The organism is Streptosporangium jomthongense (assembly GCF_042650425.1).
Lineage (GTDB): Bacteria > Actinomycetota > Actinomycetes > Streptosporangiales > Streptosporangiaceae > Streptosporangium.
Genome location: NZ_JBHSBC010000031.1, coordinates 33,148 through 52,435, shown reverse-complemented (window position 1 = coordinate 52,435; position 19,288 = coordinate 33,148). Strand labels below are relative to the sequence as shown.

Here is a 19,288-nt window from a genome sequence, read left to right as displayed (position 1 = left end):
GGCCGGGACCGGCCGCGTGCGCACCGCGTGTCCGTGCGGCCCGTCGGCTCCTTCGACGTTTCGGCCCTGGCCGAAACGACCGGATCCTAGGCTGCCACCATGAACGCGGCATCTCCCCACACCCTGCCCGAACAGACGGTCGTGACCCACCTGGAGATCGAGCCGAGCATCCTGTACTTCGGGACGCCGGTGGTGCTCCTGACGACGGAGAATCCGGACGGCTCGTTTAACCTCGCCCCTATATCGTCCGCATGGGCCCTTGGGCAGACGGTGGTGATGGGACTGGGGCTTGACGGGCAGACCGCGTCCAACCTCGGCAGCCGCCCCGACCTGGTCATCAGCCTGCCGGCCCCCGCCCAGTGGCCGGCCGTGGAGCGGCTGGCGCCGCTGACCGGCCGGAATCCGGTCCCCTCCGGCAAACCCAAGGGCTGCCGCTTCGAGCCGGACAAGTTCGCCGCCGCAGGCGTGACCGGCGAACCCTCCCATCTGGTCCGGCCGCCTCGCGTCGCCGGATGCCCGATCCAACTGGAGGCCCGCGCCGAGCGGGTACGGCCGGATCTCTTCGAGGACTTCCTCATCGTCGAGGCCGTCGTGTGCAAGGTGCACGCCGACTCCCGCATCGTCGTTCCGGGCACCGACCACATCGACCCCGCCGCCTGGAGCCCTCTCATCTACAACTTCCGCCACTACTTCGGGCTCGGCCCGGAGCTCGGCCACTCCTACCGCACCCAGACACCCCGCACCTTCGAGGGACCTGCCGCGCTCACCGACACGGTGCCCAGCTGAGGCGGGCAGCGGGTCCTCCATCGAGGCGACCGGCCCCGCTTCCTGACACCACCGCGCGCCGGGCTCCCAACGGCCAGGACGGCCTTCAGCGGCCCGGCAGGTCGTTCGCCTCGACGGGGAAGCTCCTGGTCAGCAGGGGCATGAGCAGGTCGTCCACCAGGCCGGTCAGGAATTCGTGGTCGAGCGGGCCGTTGAGGATCATCCGGCGCATGATCTGCCCCTCCGCCACCTGATGCGCCAGCTCGGTCGATGTGCTCGCGGGCACCTCGCCACGGGCCACGGCGCGTTCCACGATCACCCGGAAGGGCCCCTGGTCCTCGTCGGCCACGTGCGAGCGCAGGGTCTCGGCCAGTTCGGCGTCGGTCCGCATCGCGTGGACCAGCCCGGTCATCATGGTCAGGTACCGGTCGTCGGCCTGGGCGCACAATGTGTCAAGCGCCGATAGCAGGTCACCGCGCAGGGTGCCGGTCGAGGGGATCTCGGCCACCTGTACGGCGTCGCGCGCGTCCAGCGCGGCCTTGACCAGCTCCGGTTTTCCCCGCCACCGGCGGTAGATGGTCTGCTTGCTGGCGCGTGCCCGCTGGGCCACCGCGTCCATCGTCAGCGCCTGGTAACCGATCTCGCCGAGCAACTCGATCGTCGCCGTCAAAATCGCCTGTTCGCGCGCAATTCCTCTGACCATGCCCACCTAACCGAACGAGACGGTACCGTACACTTCATATCCTAGCCGTACCGGTTCACGTGCGGCAACGACGTCTGTTTCCACCGAGGACGGGGCGAATGAGCGGCAGGGCGGAGATCGAGTGGCATGACGACGTGGTGACCTCCGCGGACGGGACGACGATCGCGTTTCTCAGCCAGGGAAACGGGCCGGGGCTGGTGGTGATCCCCGGGAACAACCGGCGCGCCCACCACTACGGCGTCCTGGCCCGGGAGCTTTCGGACACCTACGCGGTGCACGTGATCGAGCGACGGGGGCGTGGCCTGAGCGGACCGCAGGGCCCGGGTTACGGTGTCGAGACCGAGGTCGACGACGCGGTCGCCGTCATGGAGCGCACGGGCTCGGACCTGGTCTTCGGGCACAGCTACGGAGGTCTGACGGCCCTGCATCTCGGGCTGCGCAGAAGGGTGGCCGCGTTGATGGCGTACGAGCCGGGCGTGAGTGTCGAGGGGTCGTTCGACACTCGCTGGCTGCCGGACTTCACCCGTCTGCTGGGGGAGGGCAGGCAGGTCGCGGCGATGGCGGCCTTCCTCAGGGGCACTCGCCTGACTCCGATCGGAAACGCGCCGACGCCGGTGTTCCGCGCGCTGGCGTTCATGATGCTGAGCGGGGCCGAGGGACGCGACATGCGGGCGATGATGGCGACCACTCCGGCGGAGATCGGCGAGATCGGCCGCCTCGACTCCGACGGCACGAGATACGCGGGCATCGCCTCCCCGGCGTTGCTGCTGGGCGGGGAGAAGACGCCCGGCTATCTGACCGGCGTGCTGCCCCGCCTGGCGGAGGTGATGCCCGACGCCCGGTACGTGATCTCGCGCGGGCTGGACCACAACGCCCCCGACCTGAACGCGCCCCAGGCGGTCGCCGGGCAGATCCGTGCCTTCCTTCGCGAACGTCTGGTCACGCCCTGATCGGAGACCGCGCCACCCCGTCCTCCGTTTCCGAGGCCGGGGCGGCGGTCGTCCTACGGTGCTTCAGGACGCCTCGGGGGTTCCGGGCGTTCTGAGGGCGGGTTCCATGTGCGGGGACCGGTCGGTTCACGCAGCGGGAGCATGCGGCGAATCACCCTCGGAGCGAAGAACGACGACGGGTAAACGGATCGGCGGGCGTACGTGGCTCGCCCGCCGATCCGGGCTTGAGAGAGGGTTGGTGCCTCACGCGCCGCCGTACGCGAAAGGTCTCGCGGTGGGGCCGTTCATGAACCGATGGGACCGGCCTCCTGGGTGCCCTGCCCCTCACTCGGAAACAGCTTGTGATTAGTTTGTCGGCTTATAGCCGGTATGTCATTGACGGCTGCCGCACCGGTTACTGATATTTCCCGCACGGCCTCACGGGAGAACACGCTCTCCGGCGGCGGCAGTGGTCGCCCACCTCCCCGCCGGTCACGGCCGTGCCACACCCATTCGCGCGACGAGCGATAGCCGGCGGGGGACAGACCGTAGGCGGCGCGGAAGGTGCGGCTGAAGTGGGCGTTGCTGGCGAACCCCCACCGGGCGGCGATGGCGTGGATCGGCAGGGAGCGCTGGGCCGGGTCGGCCAGGTCGTGACGGCAGCGTTCCAGGCGGCACCGGCGTATCCAGGCCGCCACGGTCAGGCCCTGCTCCTCGAAGAGGTGGTACAGGTGGCGGACGGAGATCTGGTGGGCGGCGGCGACGGTCTCGGCGCACAGCGCCGGGTCGCTGAGGCTGCGCTGGATGAAGGCGTGGATGCGCGTCTTCAGCACCTGCCGGTGGGTCTCGGGCGGCAGGGCCTCGGTGGCCTCAAGGTGGTGGGCGCACATCGCGGTGAACAGGGCGACGGTGACGGCCGACAGGCGGGAGGCGTCTGCCATGGTGTAGCCGGAGGCATTGCGCATCAACTCCTCCAGATAGCGGTTCAGCAGGGCGCCGACGCCGTCCCGGGAGGGCAGGCTGACCGAGGCCAGAGAGGTGAGCGCGTCGGCGGGCAGCGACAGCGCGGCCTTGGGGACCTGCAGGACCAGCCCCTCGAAACTGCCGGTTTCGTCGGCGACGATCTCACCGTGACAGGGATGTGAGTTGTCGTAGAACACCATGTCCCCGGGCCCCGCGGTCGCCTGCCTGCCGAACTGGGTGATCTGCGTGGTGCCGCGCCGAGAGAGTGACAGGCAGTACGTCTCGGGATCGGACCCGCGAACCTGCGCCGAGGTACGGCGCGACCGCAGGGACGGACAGGTCACCGCGTACACCTGCGTCGAGCCGAGGTCGAGCACACGCATGGTGGCACGGAAGTCGGCCTCGTGGTCGCTGTGCACCACGGTGGGCATCAGGGACCGGTCCGCCGTCTCATGCCACCGGCCGAACCGGTCGGAGGCGGGCAGGTCCCCGCTGTGGGACACGGCCCCGTTCATCGCTGGTTTTCCATGACAGAATTCGCCACTGTCAAAAAAATTGTTATCGGTCTCCCGTATTCACTGACGCACACGAAACGATCCTTTCGCGTCCCAGATTGCGCGGGTCTCCTGCGACTGTTTAGACACGGGTGACCGGTGAATTGTTTGGAGAACCGGCACCGGATATGAGAAAGGCGCGATACGCGCCGGCGGAGGCCACCGCCGGACACACCCGAAACCGCCCCATTCTTCGCGAAGCCATACGGTGCGTGGCCAGAACTGCCCCAACTGTCTCTGGCGTCACATCTTCATCGCCCTGAGACAACTATAAGTGACTTATTAATCACCGTCTGTGGTGGCAGGATGAAAAGGCGCGCGAGGGTTCCCGAACGGACCCGACCGCGTCTCCATCTTCAACCGAGCGAAGGAGACAACAGTGGCCAGGTACAACACCGAGATCCACACGGGTGGCGGCGGATGGCAGCAGGACACTCCTCTCATCCTGTCCATCGCCAGTCGTGGCCAGGTCGTCCCCGGCGACGGCCGTCCGGCCACCGGCACCACGGTCACCTGGAGCAGCGACAACGCCGGCAACGGCTCGGTGACCTTCTTCGACGACGGCACCAAGTTCGAGGGGACCGCCCGTTTCCCCGGTGAGGGGCCGGTCGGGTACCGAGGGCAGATCGCCTGATCCTCCGGCACGGACGGGCATCGGCGACCGGCCGGTGTCACATCGCTCCTCCATCGGGCCGCGCGGAATCCGCGCGGCCCGATGTGTTCGTGGCGGCCGGAACGTCGAACCGGTCTCATCGGACGGGCGGCGGCCGGGAAGTCATCCCCGACAGACGAACCCGGGTCGATACAGCCGAGGCCCTCTCACCTCCCCTCGGAGACGGCGATCACCACGCACGGCGAAAAGTCTCAGCCTTGGCCGGCAGGAGAGAACGCGGTGCCCTCGGTGAGCTGGGAGTGAAGACGCTTGCACTCGTGGACGAAGCGGATCCTCCGGCGGCTGCGCGCGAAACCGGCGACGACCGGAATCTCTCCGCTCGCACCGGTCCAGCGCGCCACGTCGGTGGCGAAGGCGACGAGTTCTGCGTGGGTCACGGTGATGCGCTGTCCCTCGCCCGGCAACATCCCGGGCAGCAGAGCGCACAGGATGTTCCACACCTCCTGGTGGCCACCGGCGTCGGCCAGCCCGGTCAGGGCCGCGATGGCGGAACGGGTCTCCAGCCAGGTACGGCGCAGCACCAGCGCGAGCTGACGGCCGATCGCCTCGGCGGGCAGTTCGCCCCTGGCGGCCATGCTCAGGACCAGCGGGATCACACCGGGCACGCCGCCGGCCAGGAGGTAAGCGAGGATCACCGCCGTGGACTCGCCCATCGGGCCCTGGGCGATCTCCAGGCCGGTGATCTCCGAGGGGGTCACCTGCGTGCTCCAGTAGCCGCCCAGCAGGTAGGGCAGGTAGTTGACAGCCGCGACCTCGCGGTGTGAGGGCAGCATGGCGGGCCACGCCCGGAGCGTGCTGCCGGCCCCTTCGACCGTCCAGTCGAACGGCTGACGCAGCAGCACCTCGTCGATCAGCCGATGACCGGTCGGGGCCGTCACCCGCAACACCGGCTGCAGCCTGACATCGGTGAAGTGCTCCGGTTCGCCGTCGCCGAACTCGACCATGGACGCGTTCACCATGTGGCGCCACACGTGGCCGCACTCGGGATCGGCCATGCCGTCACCGGCGAGCCAGCGGGCGGCCGAACGCGCCGCCTCCGAGTCGACCTTGGCGGCCCGCTCTGCCGCGGCCTGATGGCTGCCCCGGGGCAACCGCAACAACGCCTGCGCCAGGTCGGCCGGAGGCGGCTCGACCCCGGCGGCGGCGCAGGTCTCCAGCCGGTCGACCAGCACGTCGGGATCGAGGTGGCCGCTCATCCAGGTCGGCGTGGCCAGCAGCACGGGCGGCAGGGTGTCGTTTCGGAGGGCTCCAGCGAGTTCCGCGTAGCGGTGCAGCAGGAAATCATGGGGCGGGGAGACACGATTGGGGTGGGGCAGGTGGTTGCGCCGCCGCCACTCGTCGTGCTCGGGCAACTCCTTGGGCATGAAGGAACGCAGCCGGGACGGGACGAAGACGACGGTCACCTCCACGAGCGGCTCGTCCGGGCCTGGCGGGGGTACCCGCTCACCCGCCCGCATCGCCGCGATCCTGGCGGGGTCCAGACCGAGTTCGGCCATGCGCTCGTAGGCGTGGTCGAGGATGAAGGACGGCATGGCCTCGTCGGAGTCGTCGTACAGGACACCGGGTCTCATCCGCGCCGGATGGAGGTGATCCGGCAGTTCGTCGTCGTTCTCCTCGTCGTTGAAGGCGTCGGAGGGACGGGGCAGCTCGTCGTCGGCGGGGGAGTCGTACAGGTGGATCCGGCCCCCGCTGAAGGGGACCCGCTCATCGCCCTCGCGGGCAGTCGCCCCGTCCGGGCCGTCGTCGCTGTTCCAGGTGATGAAGAAGGCGCGCAGCGGGGTGTCGTCGTCGAGGTAGCGGCCGGGCCGGTAGGCGCCGCCTATGACGAACCGCCGGGGCCTCGGCTCCGGGTCGGGCTCCTCGCCACGGGTGAGCGTGCGCACCCCCACGGAGTGGTTCGCGTCGTCCCAGAACTTCTCCGGTTCGATCGGTGGCAGCTCCGGCACGCTCCCGGGGGTGACGAGCTCGGCGGACAGCGCCGACTGCCAGTCGTCGGGGTCGAGACGCGCCTCCCTGGAGCGCCAGTACCCCTGGTTCTGCTCGACACGAGGCTTGAGCCTGCGGCACAGTTCCGCCCGGTCGTCGGCGATGCCGGTGACGAAGGCGGCAAGCCAGCGCTCCTGGCCGACCCAACGCTCATCGTGGCCGGGGGAGATCGACGGCTCGGGGAACCTCCGCGCCTCCGGAGGCGCGGGCAGCGGCGGGAACTCCTTGCGCTCCAGCGGTTCCTCGACCGGAACCTCCCCGCCGAACCGCTCGGCCAGCTTCACCCCCAGATCGACGGGCAGGTGGTGGACGCCGTCGAGGATCGCCTCAGGGTGGCCGGCGAACAGGCCTGCGTGCTTCAGGGTCAGCTCAACCGCGCGGTTGCGCACGTCGAAGGACTTGTGCGCGTACGCCGTGGTCAGCGCGGTCACGAAATCGGCGGCCGTCTCGGGCGTGGCCCGGATCGCCTGGTCGAGCCAGCGCAGGCCCGTGGCGGCGAGCTTGGCCTCATCCCGGAAGGTGAGCGCCTCGACGGCCTCGACCAGGTCGGCATGGTCGAGCGGCATCGCCCCACGTACCTGCTCGGCGGCCAGTTCGGCGACCGTTCCCGGAGCCGACGGCAACAACCGCAGGTAGTCACGCAGCCGGGGCGCGGACTCCTCGGGAGTGGGGGCGAGGAGCGTGTGCAGCCGGACGAAGAACCGCAGGTCCTGCGCCTCGCCGCCGCGCAGGAAACGGCTCACACAACCGTCGAGCGCCTGTTTCCTGGGCAGTTCGCGGGCGGCGGCGGCCAGCCAGCGGGTTGGCCGGGGCTCCAACCGCTCGTCACGGAGGACGCGACCCGCGCCGTCGGCGTCGAAGACACGAGGCAGCAGCACGGGGGTCAGCGGGTCACCGGCCACGCTCGGCGCGGCCAGCCAGGCGGCCACCAGCGGGTCGTGGTCGGGCGGCACCGCGCCGGACTCACGCAGCAGCGCCACGGCCAGCGGCGCGATGCGGTCGCCGGGACGGCGCACCCGCTGGACCAGCCGGACCGCGACATCACGACGCCACTCTTGGGGGCGGGTGGCCGCCACCCGGCACACCTGGGCGACGTCAACAGCCTCGGCCCAGCGGCGGTTGACGTCGCGGCCGGTCATCCACGTCACCGCCGCCGCAGGGCCGGTGATGACGCCGACCCCGGTCAGCAGCAGCCCGCCCGCCAGTCTGTCGAGCAGTTCACTGATCTCCCAGAAGGCCGTCTCCTCGAAGTCGTCGGGGTGATCGGCGCGCACCCGCTCGGTGAGGGTACGGCGCAGCTCCTTGACGAGGCCGGGCAACCGCCCGCCCAGTTCGGCGCGCTCCTCCTCGGTGAGCGTGACCAGCCGGGCGGCCAGGCGGGTGACCTGGTCACGGGCGACCAGGTCACAGATCTCCGCCCAGAGAGTCATCGGGAGACCTCCACGGCGGCACGGGCGACGATCCTGGCGGCCAGCACGTGTTTGCACGGCCCACGGGAGCCGCGATGGTCCCACCACCACTCACAGGTGCAGGACCCGTCGGTCAGCGAGACCCGGCGCGCTCCGCCCGAGGTCCGGACGGTGGCCAGCTCGCCTTCGAGGTGTACGGCTCCCGCGTCGACGAGCTTGCGCGCCTTGGCCAGCCGTGGGTTGAGCAGGATCACGTTGTCCTTGTCGTAGGGCAGCTCACGGTGGAAGTGGGCGGCCTCCGACAGGTCGTAGCCGACCCGGCCGGCGACACCGAGCTGCGTCAGCGCGGCCCGCACCCGGCCGGCGGGGATGCCCGCGCGGTCGGCCAGCAGGCCGATCTCGATCTCGGGCTCGAAGTTGAGCAGCATGCCCACCACGTCGGCGTCGTTCTCGGCCTCGTCGGTGGCCAGGTCGTCGAGCACCGCGCCCTCACCGGAGAAGCCGCGCCAGCGCTCAGGCGAGAGAGTGAGCGTGTAGCGCATACCGGGGAGCTCCAGTTCCCAGGCGCTGCAGGCGGCGTCGGCCGGGCCGTACACCCGCAGGGACTTCGCGAAGCGCAGCAGCGGCAGGAGGGTGCCGAGCCGGTTGGGGCCGGCGAGCTGGACCGAGCCGGGACCCCTGCGGTCGGAGACCTTCAGCTCCCGTCCCACCTGCGCCACCCACACCGTGCCCTTCTTGGGCAGCCCACGCAGGAACCGCACCGCCGCCATGCCGGTCAGCTCACCGCGCTGGTCCATGCCCGAGGCGATGACCTGCACCTCGGCGAAGCCGCGTAGCCAACGCTCGGGCAGCGGCACCTTCTTCTCCACCACCGCGCCGTCCATCGTGGTCACGACCAGTTCGTCGAGCCCGACCCCCAGGTGCAACGGGTCACGCGCGCCGATACGCGCCAACGCCTCCCGGAGCGGCGCGTTCACATCGACGTTGGTGGTGCCCCGGTCGAACACCTCACCGTCGAGCGCGCCGCCCAGCAGGTCAAGCCGGGCGTACACGCCGCCACAGGCCGAGAACGACTCGAACCGCAACCGGTCTCCGTTGCACGTCACCACCGGGTCACGCACCCAGCCGGGCCGCGCCTGCGGCTGGTGGTAGCGGGCCAGCGCCACATCGGCGACGCCGAGCAGGGCAGCCGCGGCGGGGGCCGCCTGGGTCACCACTCCGCTGAAGAACCGGGGGGCCACGGCCGGGCCGGACAGGGCCCGCCCGCCGGAGGTCGCCAATCCGAGACGGCCGTCGACAAGGGAGGAAGGCGCGGCGTACGTGTACGCCTGCGTCGCTGAAGTCATGGCCGGGACACTAGATCACCCCACCGACAACCCCAGGGACGGCGAACCCGGCCAGGCTTGAGCCCCGTTTGCGAAGGAGCCGCCGCCCCGCTCACAAGGCTGCGCCACAGCGAGGTCAACATCTGGAAGGACCCTGACGCGGCGGTGTTCGTCCGCTCGGTCGCGGACGGGAACGAGACCGTGCCGACCGTGACCGTGGCCGTGGCCGGGGAGGCGATGGTGAACCCCTCCAGGAGCCGGCTGTTCGAGGCGGTCAGGGAGCACGCCCCACACCTGATGCCCGGCGCCGGGGGGTCAACCGGAACATGACCGGCCCCGGAGATTCCGATGTTCGTCTGGGCGGGTCAGACCCGCCCAGACGGTGGAGACGGGTGCGTCAGGCGTGGTCCCCCGCGGGGATCGAGCCCAGGCGGCCTGCCTTGTAGTCGTCGAAGGCCTTGACCAGCTCCTCGTGGGTGTTCATGACGAACGGTCCGTAGTGCGCGACCGGTTCGCCGATGGGCTCGCCGCCGAGGACGATGACCTCCAGGCCCGAGGTGGGCGAGGCGGCGATCGTGATGGTCTCGGCGTCGGTGGCCAGGCCGGGCCGGTTGCCGAAGCCCTCGAAGACGGCGAGCTGCCCGCCGGTGATGGACGCCTTCTCCGCGCCGACGCTGCCCTTGCCGGACAGCGCGTAGGCCAGGGCGTTGAAGTCCTTGCGCCAGGGCATCGTGAGCTGCGCCCCGGGGCTGATGCTGGCGTGCAACAGGGTGATCGGGGTGTGGGTCGCACCGGGCCCGGCGTACCCGGCCACGTCACCGGCGATCAACCGGACCAGGGCACCGCCGTCGTGACTGCTGAGCAGGGCGACGTTGGCGCGTCCGATGTCCTGGTACTTCGGGGTGAGCATCTTGTCCTTGGAGGGCAGGTTCACCCAGAGCTGGATGCCGTGGAAGAGGCCGCCCTGCTGGACGAGCCACTCCGGCGGAGCCTCGATGTGCAGCAGACCGGATCCGGCGGTCATCCATTGGGTGTCGCCGTCGGCGATGACACCGCCGCCGCCGTGGGAGTCCTGGTGGACGAAGGTGCCGTCGATGATGTAGGTGACGGTCTCGAAGCCGCGGTGCGGGTGCCACGGCGTGCCCTTGGGCTCACCCGGCGCGTAGTCCACCTCGCCCATCTGGTCCATCATGATGAACGGGTCGAGGTATTCGAGCTTGATCGCCGCCAGGGCCTTGCGGACGGGGAAGCCCTCGCCCTCGAAGCCGCTGGGCGCGGTCTCGACGGCGAGCACCTTCCGGCCGATCCCCAGGTCCTGCGGGATGCGGGGCAGGGCCAGGACGTTGTCGACGGTTACGGCGGGCATGTCTGCGCTCCCTTCAGCGTGGTTCGCCACTCACAACTCAGTTGATGTTTCAACTATTCCGGGGCGGTGGACCGCCGCGCGCAGTGATCGTCCGGTGGCGGGGCTCGGCACCAGGCGATCTCCGGGCACAAGCATGCCGTGAGGCACGGCTCTTGACGGTGCGGCCACCGGCCGTGGGCAGGAACCCGCCGAGCCGGCCCGAAGGCCTAGCCTTGCCGGCGTGCGCGTTTTCCGAGGTCGCGACCGGCCCGGGCAGGCGGCGCGCGTGTGCCCTCGGGACGAGAGGAACGAAGAGACGCCGTGGACATGAGCCGAGCCGTGGAGTGGTGGGACAGGCACCAGATCCCCCTCTATCTGGTCGCGATCGCCGCCGGTGCGTTCGCAGGGCTCGCCGCTCCCCGGATCGCCCCGGCTCTGGAGCGCGCGATCAACCCGGTGCTGGCGTTGCTGTTGTTCGCGACCTTTCTCGCCGTGCCGATGGCCGAGATCGGACGGGCCTTTCGTGACGTGCGCTTCCTGGTCGCGGTGCTGGTGGCGAACTTCGGCGCCGTACCGGTGCTCGTCTACGGCCTGTCCCGGTTCGTCGCCGACGACCGGGGGCTGCTCCTGGGGTCGCTTCTGGTGCTCCTGACCCCGTGTGTCGACTACGTGATCGTCTTCACCGGCCTGGCAGGCGGAGCACGGGCGCGGCTGCTGGCGGCGGCACCGCTGCTGATGCTCGCGCAGATGCTTCTGCTGCCCCTCTACCTGCTGGTGTTCGCGGGTTCGGACGTGCTCGCCGTGGTCGAGGTCACCCCGTTCCTGGAGGCGTTCGGTGTGCTCATCGCCGCGCCTCTGGCGGCCGCGGCGGTCGTACAGGCGCTCGCGCGCCGCCACCGGGCCGGCCGGATCGTCGAGGAGGCCATGGCCGGATCCATGGTGCCGCTGATGATGGCCACTCTCGCCGTCGTCGTCGGTTCCCAGATCTCCGCGGTCGGCTCCCAGGCCCTCGCCCTGCTACGCCTGGTCCCGCTGTACTCCGCCTTCGTGGTGCTCGCCGTCGCCGTCGGCAGGCTCACCGCCCGGACGGCGAGCCTCGACGTGGCGGCCACCCGGGCGGTGATGTTCTCCGCCGCCACCCGCAACTCCCTGGTCGTGCTGCCGCTCGCCCTGGCCCTGCCCGCCGTACTCGACATCGCGCCGCTGGCGGTGGTCACCCAGACCCTGGTCGAACTGGTGGCGATGGTCGTCCTCGTCCGCCTCGTCCCCAGACTGGTTCCCGAACCGCTGCCGGCCTGAGCGAGGCTCCCGGCACGACGGAACCCCCGGCCCGCGCCGGGGGTTCCGCCTTCGCTCACAGGGGCGGATCAGGGGTTGTCGTAACCGATCCAGTTGATGTACCAGCCGTACTGCTGGGCGATGGCGGGCGTCAGCGGCCTGCTGTCCTTCCACTGGACGTAGACGCGGAACTTGCTCGCCGTGGCGTCGTAGACGGCGCTGGGGCCGACCAGCGACCACTGGTTGCCGCCGGTGCTGCCGATGGAGGTGACGTAGACGGGGGCTCCGGTGAAGTGGGCCGCGGTGGTGTCGACGTCGATGTAGATGCCGTTGGGTCCGTAAGCCTGCCAGCCCTGCCCGGGGGCGGTGTGTCCGGAGGCGATACGCGCAGTCGGCATGATGCGTCCTCTCGCGAGATACGAACTGTCGCGCTAAGTGTTCATCCGATGACTATAAGTGTCTACGGGTGCTTCCCTGCCCCTTCCGCCACACACACCCCACCTTTCCGACAGGTGTCCGACGGCAGGCGAACGGGGCACGTGGTCAGGGGCTCGCCGGGCGTTCGGGGGAGAGGCGGCGCAGGAGGAGGCCGATGAGGGGCGGAAGGGCGAGCAGGATGGCCAGGACGGCGTATCCGTGGGTGAGGGAGGCCATGGTGGCGACGGCGGCGACGAGCAGGGGGCCTCCGGCGTCGCCGAGTTCGCGGCCGAGCTCGGCGGCTCCCATGGTCTGGCCCATGCGTTCGGGAGAAGTGCGGGCGGCGAGAGCGGCGAAGCCGAGCGGGGTGATGAGCCCGGTCCCGACGCCGATCAGTACGGCGGCGACCAGGACGCCGGCCAGGCCGGACAGCGTCGCGCCCGCCAGGCCAACGGCGGTGATGAGCAGCCCGGCCACGATGCCGGTTCGGGTCGTCAGGCGCCCCTCGTCCAGCGCGCGTCCGGTGCGGGGCTGCACGATCGCCGCGCAGGCGGCCAGGACGGAGACCGCGGCACCGGTGGCGACGGTGCCCAGGTCGGCGGCCCTGCCGGAAACGGGCAGGAACCCGACTCCGACGGACAGTGCGGCGGTGGCGGCGGCCAGCGCCGCGGTGGGCGCGAGGAAGGCCGGGTCGGCCAGGCGCCTGACCAGGTCGAGGACCGTCTGACGGCTCTTGGGCAGCGGCGGTACGGCGGGCACGGCCAGAGCGGCCCACACCGCCACCACCACACCCAGCACCGCGAGGACCGCGAACAGCGACCGCAGTCCACCCGCCCACACCAGCAGCCCGCCCAGCAACGGGCCGAGGGTGTAGCCGATCGACTTGTGGAAGCCGTATCCGCCGAAGGCCCGCCCGAGCTTCGCCGCCGGGTTGAGGCGGGCCACCAGGGCCGAGGCCGACGGGGAGAACGCCGAGGCCGCCGCGCCCTGTCCCAGGCGGGCGGCCCACAGCCATCCGGGGCTGTCGGCGACGACGTAGACGGCGGAGGCGAGTGCGAACGCCACCAGGCCGCCCAGCAGTACCGGCCGGGCGCCGATCCGGTCGGCGACGCTGCCGAAGAGCGGCTTGAGCAGCACCTCGGCCCCGTCGTAGAGGGCGAGCAGGCCGCCGAGGACGAGCAGGGAGGTGACGGCGTCATCGGAGAAGCCGCCGAGGTTGGCGGCGATCCCGTGCGCGCCGAATGCGGTGGTGAACCCGGCCGCGTACAGCGGCCACATCTGCCGGGCCGGAGCGGCCTGGGCCTGTCCTGTCACCGCGTCCGTCCCGGTTCCGGCAGCTCGTGCAGCGCGGCGAAGACCCGTTCGGCGTAGTCCTCGCACGCCGCCGCGCACTCGCGCAGCCGCCGCCCGGCTTGCGCCGCCTCGGGCGCGCCGAAGACGTCCCGCGCCGTCAGGTCACGGTGCCAGCGCCGCAACCGCTCCAGCGACTGTTCCTCCTCCTCAAGTTCGGCCAGGGTGAACTTGCCGATCCCGATCTCCTTGGCCAGTTCCTGCTCGAACTTGCCGCAGTCGGCCAGGAACTCCGTCCAGTCCGCCGAGCGCGCCGCGGTGAACATCTCCCGCAGTCGTTCGGCGTCGCCGCTGTCGCGCCCTGCCGCGACAAGCGTGACGAACTGGCCGCCCGCCTGTCCGGTGAGTTCGCCCGCCCGGGTGACACCGTCGGTGAACACGGGGACGTCCGGTACGGCCCACACTCCTTGCCCGAGCGACAGGGCGCCCATTTTGCGCAGTTCCCGCCATACGGCCACCCGGTGCCGGGACGGTTCCGCAGGGATCTTGACCAGGAAGACGAGCCACCGGCCCGCCTGCTGAGAGTCAGACACATCATGGAATGTAGCAGCCGTTACAAGCCATCAAACCGTATGAGCGCTGTTATATTAGCGCTGTGACATCTTTGGACCCCACCGCGTCGCCCGGCCGCTGGGACGCGCTGCACACCCTGCTGGGCGACCTGGACCACCAGATCGAGACCTTGTACACGGATCGGGGCATCGAAGGCGTCCGCTCCCGGTTCGTCCATCCGTTGATCCGCCTCGCGCACACCGGCCCGCTGACGATCCGTGAGCTGGCGGAATCCCTGGGCCGCTCGCACTCGGCGATGAGCCAGACGATCTCGGTGATGCGCCGCGAGGGCCTGGTCAACTCGGAACCGGGCACGGACGCCCGCACCCGGCGCGTCACCCTCACCGACCGCGCCCGCGACCTCATCCCCTTCCTCGAAGCCGAGTGGCGCGCGACCGAGGCCGCCGTCGCCGAGCTCGACGACGAGATCCCCCACCGGCTCAGCGCGGTCGTCGCCGAGCTGGAGAGCGCGCTGGCCCGGCGGTCCATGAAAGAGCGGATCCTCTCCCATCTCGGTGAGTTCCCGGCCGCCGAGACCACTTCCGCGGAGGCTTCCACAGTGGCTTCCGCGGAGGCTTCCGCGGAGGGGGAGACCCGGCCGTGAGCTGGCGCGAAAGGCTGATGGACGTCCGGCCCCTCCGTGACAGCCGGCACTTTCGCGACCTGTGGATCGGTTCCTCCCTCGCCTCGATCGGCCGGCAGATCGCCGTCGTCGCCGTACTGCTACAGGTCTGGGACCTGACCCACAGCTCGTTCTGGACCGGGATCATCGGTCTCGCCACGGGTCTGCCGCTGCTGGCCCTCGGCCTGGTCGGCGGGTCGCTGGCCGACACCGTCGACCGCAGGAGCCTCGTCCGCCTCACCACCGTCGGCCAGGCCCTGACGGCCGCGGGGCTCGTGGCGCAGGCCGCCGCGGGGAACCGGTCGGTTGCGCTGCTGCTCGCCCTGGTCGCCGCCCAGTCCGGCTGCTCGGCGCTCGGAGCGCCCGCCCGCCGTACCTTCCCGGTCCGGTTGCTGCCCGCCGACCAGGTCGCCGCGGGGCTCGCCCTGCAGAACATCGCCTTCCAGGCGTCCATGCTCGTCGGGCCCGCCCTCGCCGGTTTCGTGCTCGCACGGTGGCACTATCCCGCCGCGTACACGATCCAGTTCCTGGCCGGGCTCGCGTCACTGGCCGCCGTGGTCAGGCTGCCCCCGATGCCCGCCCTCACGGCGGAGGACGGGCCGGAGACCGACGGCGGATCGCGGAGCAGGCGCGGGCCGGTCAGGGGAGGCTGGCGGATCAGCCTCCAGCGCCCCACCCTGTGGGGTTCCCTGTCCGTTGACCTCGCCGCGACCGTCCTGGCCATGCCGGTCGCGCTCTTCCCCCTGGTCAACGAGATCCGCTTCGCGGGCGACCCGCGCACGCTGGGGTTCTTCCTGACCGCGCTCGCGCTCGGCGGCCTCGGCGCGGGCCTGTTCTCCGGGACCGTCACCCGCCTGCGCCGTGGCGGCCTCGTCCAGCTCGTCGCGGCCACGGTCTGGGGGCTGGCCCTGGCCGGGTTCGGCGTGGCCGGGCCGATCTGGCTCTCCCTGCTCTGCCTGGCGGTCGCCGGTGCGGCCGACACCGTCTCCGTGGTCACCCGGGGCGCGCTGGTACAGCTTGAGACCCCCGACCGGTACCGGGGGCGGGTGTCCTCGGTCGAGCACGTCATCGGCATCGCCGGTCCCGAGATCGGCAACTTCAGGGGAGGGGTGCTCGCCTCCCTCACGTCGGCTCCGGTGGCCCTTCTGGTGGGCGGGCTGACGGCCGCGCTCGCCGTCGTCTCCGTCGGCCTCGTCAACCGCCCCCTGCGCGCCTACCGCGTCCCGGCCGAGCATGAGGCCGTACGGCAGGCCGAAGTGAGTTGAACACTTGAATTGGTTCCAATACGTGTGTATAGACTCTTGGACGTGCGACCAATATCCGAAGAGGACCTGACGACACGGGCCCGCATCCGTGACGCCGCACTCGGGCTGTTCGCCGAGCAGGGCGTCAGGGCGACCACGATCCGGGGGATCGCCGCCGCGAGCGGCGTCTCACCCGGCCTGGTGCAGCATCATTTCGGCACCAAGGAGGAGCTGAGGCAGGCGTGCGACGACTACGTCCTCGGCTACATGCGTGAACAGGTCGACGTGGGCATCACCGGCCGCAACCTGGAGAGGCCGGAGTTCATCGAGAACGTCCACCGCACCGCGCCCCCGCTGATGAAGTACCTCGGCCGCGCGCTCGTGGACGGCTCGCCCGGCGCGGCCGCCATGTTCGACGAGCTCGTCGCCATAACGGAGGAACACCTGGCCCGCGAGGGGCACGCGGAGGCGGACCACCGCGCCCGCGCGACCGTGCTGACCGCCATGAAACTCGGCATCACGGTGCTGCACGAGCACGTCTCCCGCGCGCTCGGCACCGACGTCTACTCCGCCCCGGGCACCGTACGCGTCGGCAAGGCCCAGCTCGACCTGATCCGGCCGGAGTTCCTCGGCCGGGAACTGTTCGAACAGGCACGGACCGGGCTGGACAAGTTAGAGGAGCGACGATGAGCGCGGCGGTGCGGGTCGAGGCCCTGGTCAAGAGCTTCGGGCAGGCCAGGGCCCTGGACGGGCTCGACCTGACCGTCAGGACAGGGGAGGTGCACGGCTTCCTCGGACCGAACGGTTCGGGGAAGACCACCACGACACGCGTCCTGCTCGGCCAGATGCGCGCCGACTCGGGCAGGGCCGAACTCCTCGGCGGCGATCCCTGGCGGGACGCCACCGAGCTGCACCGGCGGCTCGCCTACGTGCCCGGCGACGTCACCCTGTGGCCCTCGCTCACCGGCGGTGAGGTCATCGACCTGCTGGGCAGGGTGCGCGGAGGCCTGGACCCCCGGCGACGCGCCGAACTGCTCGAACGCTTCGAACTCGACCCGCGCAAGAGATGCCGCGCCTACTCCAAGGGGAACCGGCAGAAGGTGGCGCTGGTTGCCGCCTTCGCCTCCGACGTCGAACTGCTGATCCTCGACGAGCCGACCTCGGGCCTCGACCCGCTGATGGAGGCGGTCTTCAACGAGTGCGTCCTGCGGGAGAAGCGCGACGGCCGTACGGTGCTGCTGTCCAGCCACATCCTGTCCGAGGTCGAGACACTGTGCGACCGCGTGAGCATCATCCGCGCGGGCCGTACCGTCGAGTCCGGCAGCCTGGCCGATCTTCGGCACTTCACCCGGACCTCGGTCACGGCCCAGCTCGCCGGACCCGTGCCCGGCCTGGCCTCGCTGCCCGGCGTGCACGACCTCACCGTGGACGGCGCCCTGCTGCGCTGCCAGGTGGACGGAGACGCGCTCACGGCCGTGCTCGGCGAGCTGTCCAGGGTGGGCGTGCGCACGCTGACCACGCGGCCGCCGACGCTTGAGGAGCTGTTCCTGCGCCACTACGAGGGAGCCGCGGCGTGACCGGTACCTGGACGTTGATCCGGCTCATCCTGCGCAGGGACCGCGTGCTGCTGCCGGTGTGGATCATGATCAGCGCGCTGCTCCCGGCCGGTGTCGCCTCCGCGACCGCCTCCCTGTACACCGACCAGGCCGCCCGCGACGCCTTCACCGCGGCCTCGATGAGCAACCCCGCCCAGCTGGCCATGCGCGGCCCCGTCCACGAGGCGAGCCTCGGCGGCCTGACCGCCTGGACGCTCGGCTCGTCCGGGGCGTTGATCGGCGGCCTGGTCAGCATCCTGCTGGTGATCAGGCACACCAGGGCCGAGGAGGAGGCCGGCAGGCGCGAACTGCTGTCCTCGGGCGTCGTCGGCCGTCACGCCCCGCTGGCCGCCGCGCTCACGGTCGTGCTGGCCGCCAACCTGCTGCTCGGCCTGCTGTCGGTCCCCGGCCTGGTCCGCGAGGGCCTGCCCGCCAGCTCATCGGTGCTGTTCGGGCTGTCGACGGCCTCCGCGGGCTGGGCCTTCGCGGCGGTGGCCGCGCTCACCGCGCAGCTGACCGCGGCTTCGGGTACGGCGCGCGGCGTCGCGGTCGCCGCGGGCGGTCTGCTGTTCGCGGTGCGTTCACTGGCCGACGCCGGTGGCGTCTCCTGGCTCGCGTGGCTTTCGCCGTTCGGCTGGGCCAGGCTGACCAGGCCCTACGCGGGTGACCGGTGGTGGGTGCTGGGAGTCGCCGTGGTGTCCGTCGCCACGCTGACGGCCGCCGCGTTCGCGCTGTCCACGCGGCGTGACGTGGCCGGTGGCCTGCTGGCCGCCCGGCGGGGACCCGCCGCCGGGACGCTGCGGGGCGGGATCGGCCTGGCCTGGCGGCTGCACCGGGGCACGATCGTGGGTTCCGGGATCGGGTTCTGCCTGCTGGGCGTGTTGCTCGGCATGGCGGCGCGCGGGCTGGACAGCCAGGTGGACACGCCGCAGTTCCGGGAGCTCGCGGCGACGATCGGAGGTCCGGGAGCGCGCGTCTCCGAGGTGTTCTTCACGTTCGTGATGTACGTGCTCAGCCAGATCGTCACGGCGTTCGCGCTGGTCTCGGCGCTGCGTGCCCGGAGCGAGGAGGCCGCGGGCAGGGCCGAGCTGCTGCTGGCCGCCCCGGTCGGCAGGTTGCGCTGGGCGCTGAGCCACCTGGTGTTCGCCGTCGCGGGCCCGGCGTTGCCGCTGGCCGTCCTGGGGGCGGGTGCGGGGCTCGCCTACGAGGGCGACGCGCTCCGCGTCGCCGGGGCGACGCTGGCCTATCTGCCCGCCGTCTGGACCGTGGTCGGGTTCGCGACGCTGTTGTTCGGCGTGCTGCCCCGGCAGGCGGCGGCCGCGAGCTGGAGCGTGCTCGGCCTCATCCTGCTCGTGGACCTGCTGGCGGAGTTCAGGCTGGTCGGTGGGGGCGTTCAGGACCTCTCACCGTTCGTGCACGTGCCGCCGGCACTGCTCGGAGACGCCTCCTCCACGGTCGCGCCGTTGCTCGGGCTGACCGCGGTCGCGGGCGCCCTGGTCGTCGCGGGGCTGGCGCTCCTGCGCCGCCGCGACCTGGTCCCTTCAACCTGACGGACTTTTCGGATATATCGCGATAATG

18 protein-coding genes are annotated in these 19,288 nt (G+C 71.1%); 10 read left to right on the top strand and 8 right to left on the bottom strand.

The features are described from left to right. The first annotated feature begins 99 nt into the window (after window positions 1-99). Entirely contained in the window at window positions 100-786 is a 687-nt protein-coding gene (locus tag ACFOYY_RS25475; protein ID WP_352012344.1) for a flavin reductase family protein, read from the top strand. 85 nt (window positions 787-871) lie between these two features. Here ACFOYY_RS25475 and ACFOYY_RS25470 read toward each other — a convergent pair whose 3' ends face one another. Then, window positions 872-1,468 carry a TetR/AcrR family transcriptional regulator gene (locus ACFOYY_RS25470; RefSeq protein WP_386192749.1) on the bottom strand — a complete coding sequence of 199 codons (597 nt, stop codon included), beginning with the start codon at window positions 1,466-1,468 and terminating at the stop codon, window positions 872-874. A 98-nt stretch (window positions 1,469-1,566) separates the two neighbouring features. Here ACFOYY_RS25470 and ACFOYY_RS25465 point away from each other — a divergent pair, with 98 nt between their 5' ends. Beyond that, complete coding sequence (locus tag ACFOYY_RS25465; RefSeq protein ID WP_362913154.1) at window positions 1,567-2,418, top strand: alpha/beta fold hydrolase; 852 nt, start codon at window positions 1,567-1,569, stop codon at window positions 2,416-2,418. A 284-nt stretch (window positions 2,419-2,702) separates the two neighbouring features. On the opposite strand, the gene ACFOYY_RS25460 is transcribed toward ACFOYY_RS25465, so the two are convergent. Next, entirely contained in the window at window positions 2,703-3,875 is a 1,173-nt protein-coding gene (locus ACFOYY_RS25460) for an AraC-like ligand-binding domain-containing protein (protein WP_386192745.1), read from the bottom strand. Window positions 3,876-4,293: 418 nt separating this feature from the next. On the opposite strand from ACFOYY_RS25460, the gene ACFOYY_RS25455 reads away from it, so the two are divergent. After that, window positions 4,294-4,548, top strand: a complete 255-nt coding sequence (locus ACFOYY_RS25455) for a hypothetical protein (RefSeq protein ID WP_352012348.1) — start codon at window positions 4,294-4,296, stop codon at window positions 4,546-4,548. Window positions 4,549-4,778: 230 nt separating this feature from the next. Here ACFOYY_RS25455 and ACFOYY_RS25450 read toward each other — a convergent pair whose 3' ends face one another. Beyond that, entirely contained in the window at window positions 4,779-8,003 is a 3,225-nt protein-coding gene (locus tag ACFOYY_RS25450) for a DUF7824 domain-containing protein (RefSeq protein WP_386192742.1), read from the bottom strand. Continuing rightward, complete coding sequence (locus ACFOYY_RS25445) at window positions 8,000-9,328, bottom strand: SWIM zinc finger family protein (RefSeq protein ID WP_362782610.1); 1,329 nt, start codon at window positions 9,326-9,328, stop codon at window positions 8,000-8,002. Before ACFOYY_RS25445 ends, ACFOYY_RS25450 begins: the two co-directional genes overlap by 4 nt. A 57-nt stretch (window positions 9,329-9,385) precedes the next feature. Here ACFOYY_RS25445 and ACFOYY_RS25440 point away from each other — a divergent pair, with 57 nt between their 5' ends. Further along, complete coding sequence (locus tag ACFOYY_RS25440; RefSeq protein ID WP_386192739.1) at window positions 9,386-9,637, top strand: hypothetical protein; 252 nt, start codon at window positions 9,386-9,388, stop codon at window positions 9,635-9,637. A gap of 67 nt (window positions 9,638-9,704) precedes the next feature. On the opposite strand, the gene ACFOYY_RS25435 is transcribed toward ACFOYY_RS25440, so the two are convergent. Beyond that, window positions 9,705-10,673 carry a pirin family protein gene (locus ACFOYY_RS25435; RefSeq protein WP_386192736.1) on the bottom strand — a complete coding sequence of 323 codons (969 nt, stop codon included), beginning with the start codon at window positions 10,671-10,673 and terminating at the stop codon, window positions 9,705-9,707. A 306-nt stretch (window positions 10,674-10,979) separates the two neighbouring features. Between ACFOYY_RS25435 and ACFOYY_RS25430 the strand changes: the two genes are divergently transcribed. Continuing rightward, entirely contained in the window at window positions 10,980-11,951 is a 972-nt protein-coding gene (locus ACFOYY_RS25430) for an arsenic resistance protein (RefSeq protein WP_386192733.1), read from the top strand. Window positions 11,952-12,019: 68 nt separating this feature from the next. Here the strand turns inward: ACFOYY_RS25430 and ACFOYY_RS25425 are convergent, their stop codons facing one another. The 3 genes from ACFOYY_RS25425 to ACFOYY_RS25415 all read right to left on the bottom strand — a co-directional run bounded on the left by ACFOYY_RS25425 (window position 12,020) and on the right by ACFOYY_RS25415 (window position 14,230). Further along, window positions 12,020-12,328, bottom strand: a complete 309-nt coding sequence (locus ACFOYY_RS25425; RefSeq protein ID WP_352012354.1) for a hypothetical protein — start codon at window positions 12,326-12,328, stop codon at window positions 12,020-12,022. A 145-nt stretch (window positions 12,329-12,473) separates the two neighbouring features. Then, window positions 12,474-13,661, bottom strand: a complete 1,188-nt coding sequence (locus ACFOYY_RS25420) for an MFS transporter (RefSeq protein ID WP_386192729.1) — start codon at window positions 13,659-13,661, stop codon at window positions 12,474-12,476. After that, on the bottom strand, window positions 13,658-14,230 hold the full coding sequence (locus tag ACFOYY_RS25415) for a Chromate resistance protein ChrB (protein WP_362913168.1): 573 nt from the start codon (window positions 14,228-14,230) through the stop codon (window positions 13,658-13,660). Before ACFOYY_RS25415 ends, ACFOYY_RS25420 begins: the two co-directional genes overlap by 4 nt. Window positions 14,231-14,292: 62 nt before the next feature. Between ACFOYY_RS25415 and ACFOYY_RS25410 the strand changes: the two genes are divergently transcribed. The 5 genes from ACFOYY_RS25410 to ACFOYY_RS25390 are packed head-to-tail and all read left to right on the top strand — an operon-like array spanning window position 14,293 to window position 19,260. Beyond that, window positions 14,293-14,853 carry a MarR family winged helix-turn-helix transcriptional regulator gene (locus tag ACFOYY_RS25410; RefSeq protein WP_386192725.1) on the top strand — a complete coding sequence of 187 codons (561 nt, stop codon included), beginning with the start codon at window positions 14,293-14,295 and terminating at the stop codon, window positions 14,851-14,853. Continuing rightward, window positions 14,850-16,136 carry an MFS transporter gene (locus tag ACFOYY_RS25405; protein ID WP_386192722.1) on the top strand — a complete coding sequence of 429 codons (1,287 nt, stop codon included), beginning with the start codon at window positions 14,850-14,852 and terminating at the stop codon, window positions 16,134-16,136. The genes ACFOYY_RS25410 and ACFOYY_RS25405 overlap by 4 nt, the downstream gene beginning before the upstream one ends. Window positions 16,137-16,178: 42 nt before the next feature. Then, on the top strand, window positions 16,179-16,805 hold the full coding sequence (locus ACFOYY_RS25400; protein WP_352012359.1) for a TetR/AcrR family transcriptional regulator: 627 nt from the start codon (window positions 16,179-16,181) through the stop codon (window positions 16,803-16,805). Further along, the gene (locus ACFOYY_RS25395; RefSeq protein WP_352012360.1) at window positions 16,802-17,692 is read left to right on the top strand and encodes an ABC transporter ATP-binding protein; all 891 of its coding nucleotides are present in this window, start codon (window positions 16,802-16,804) and stop codon (window positions 17,690-17,692) included. Before ACFOYY_RS25400 ends, ACFOYY_RS25395 begins: the two co-directional genes overlap by 4 nt. Beyond that, complete coding sequence (locus tag ACFOYY_RS25390; protein WP_386192718.1) at window positions 17,689-19,260, top strand: ABC transporter permease; 1,572 nt, start codon at window positions 17,689-17,691, stop codon at window positions 19,258-19,260. Before ACFOYY_RS25395 ends, ACFOYY_RS25390 begins: the two co-directional genes overlap by 4 nt. Window positions 19,261-19,288 lie beyond the last annotated feature (28 nt).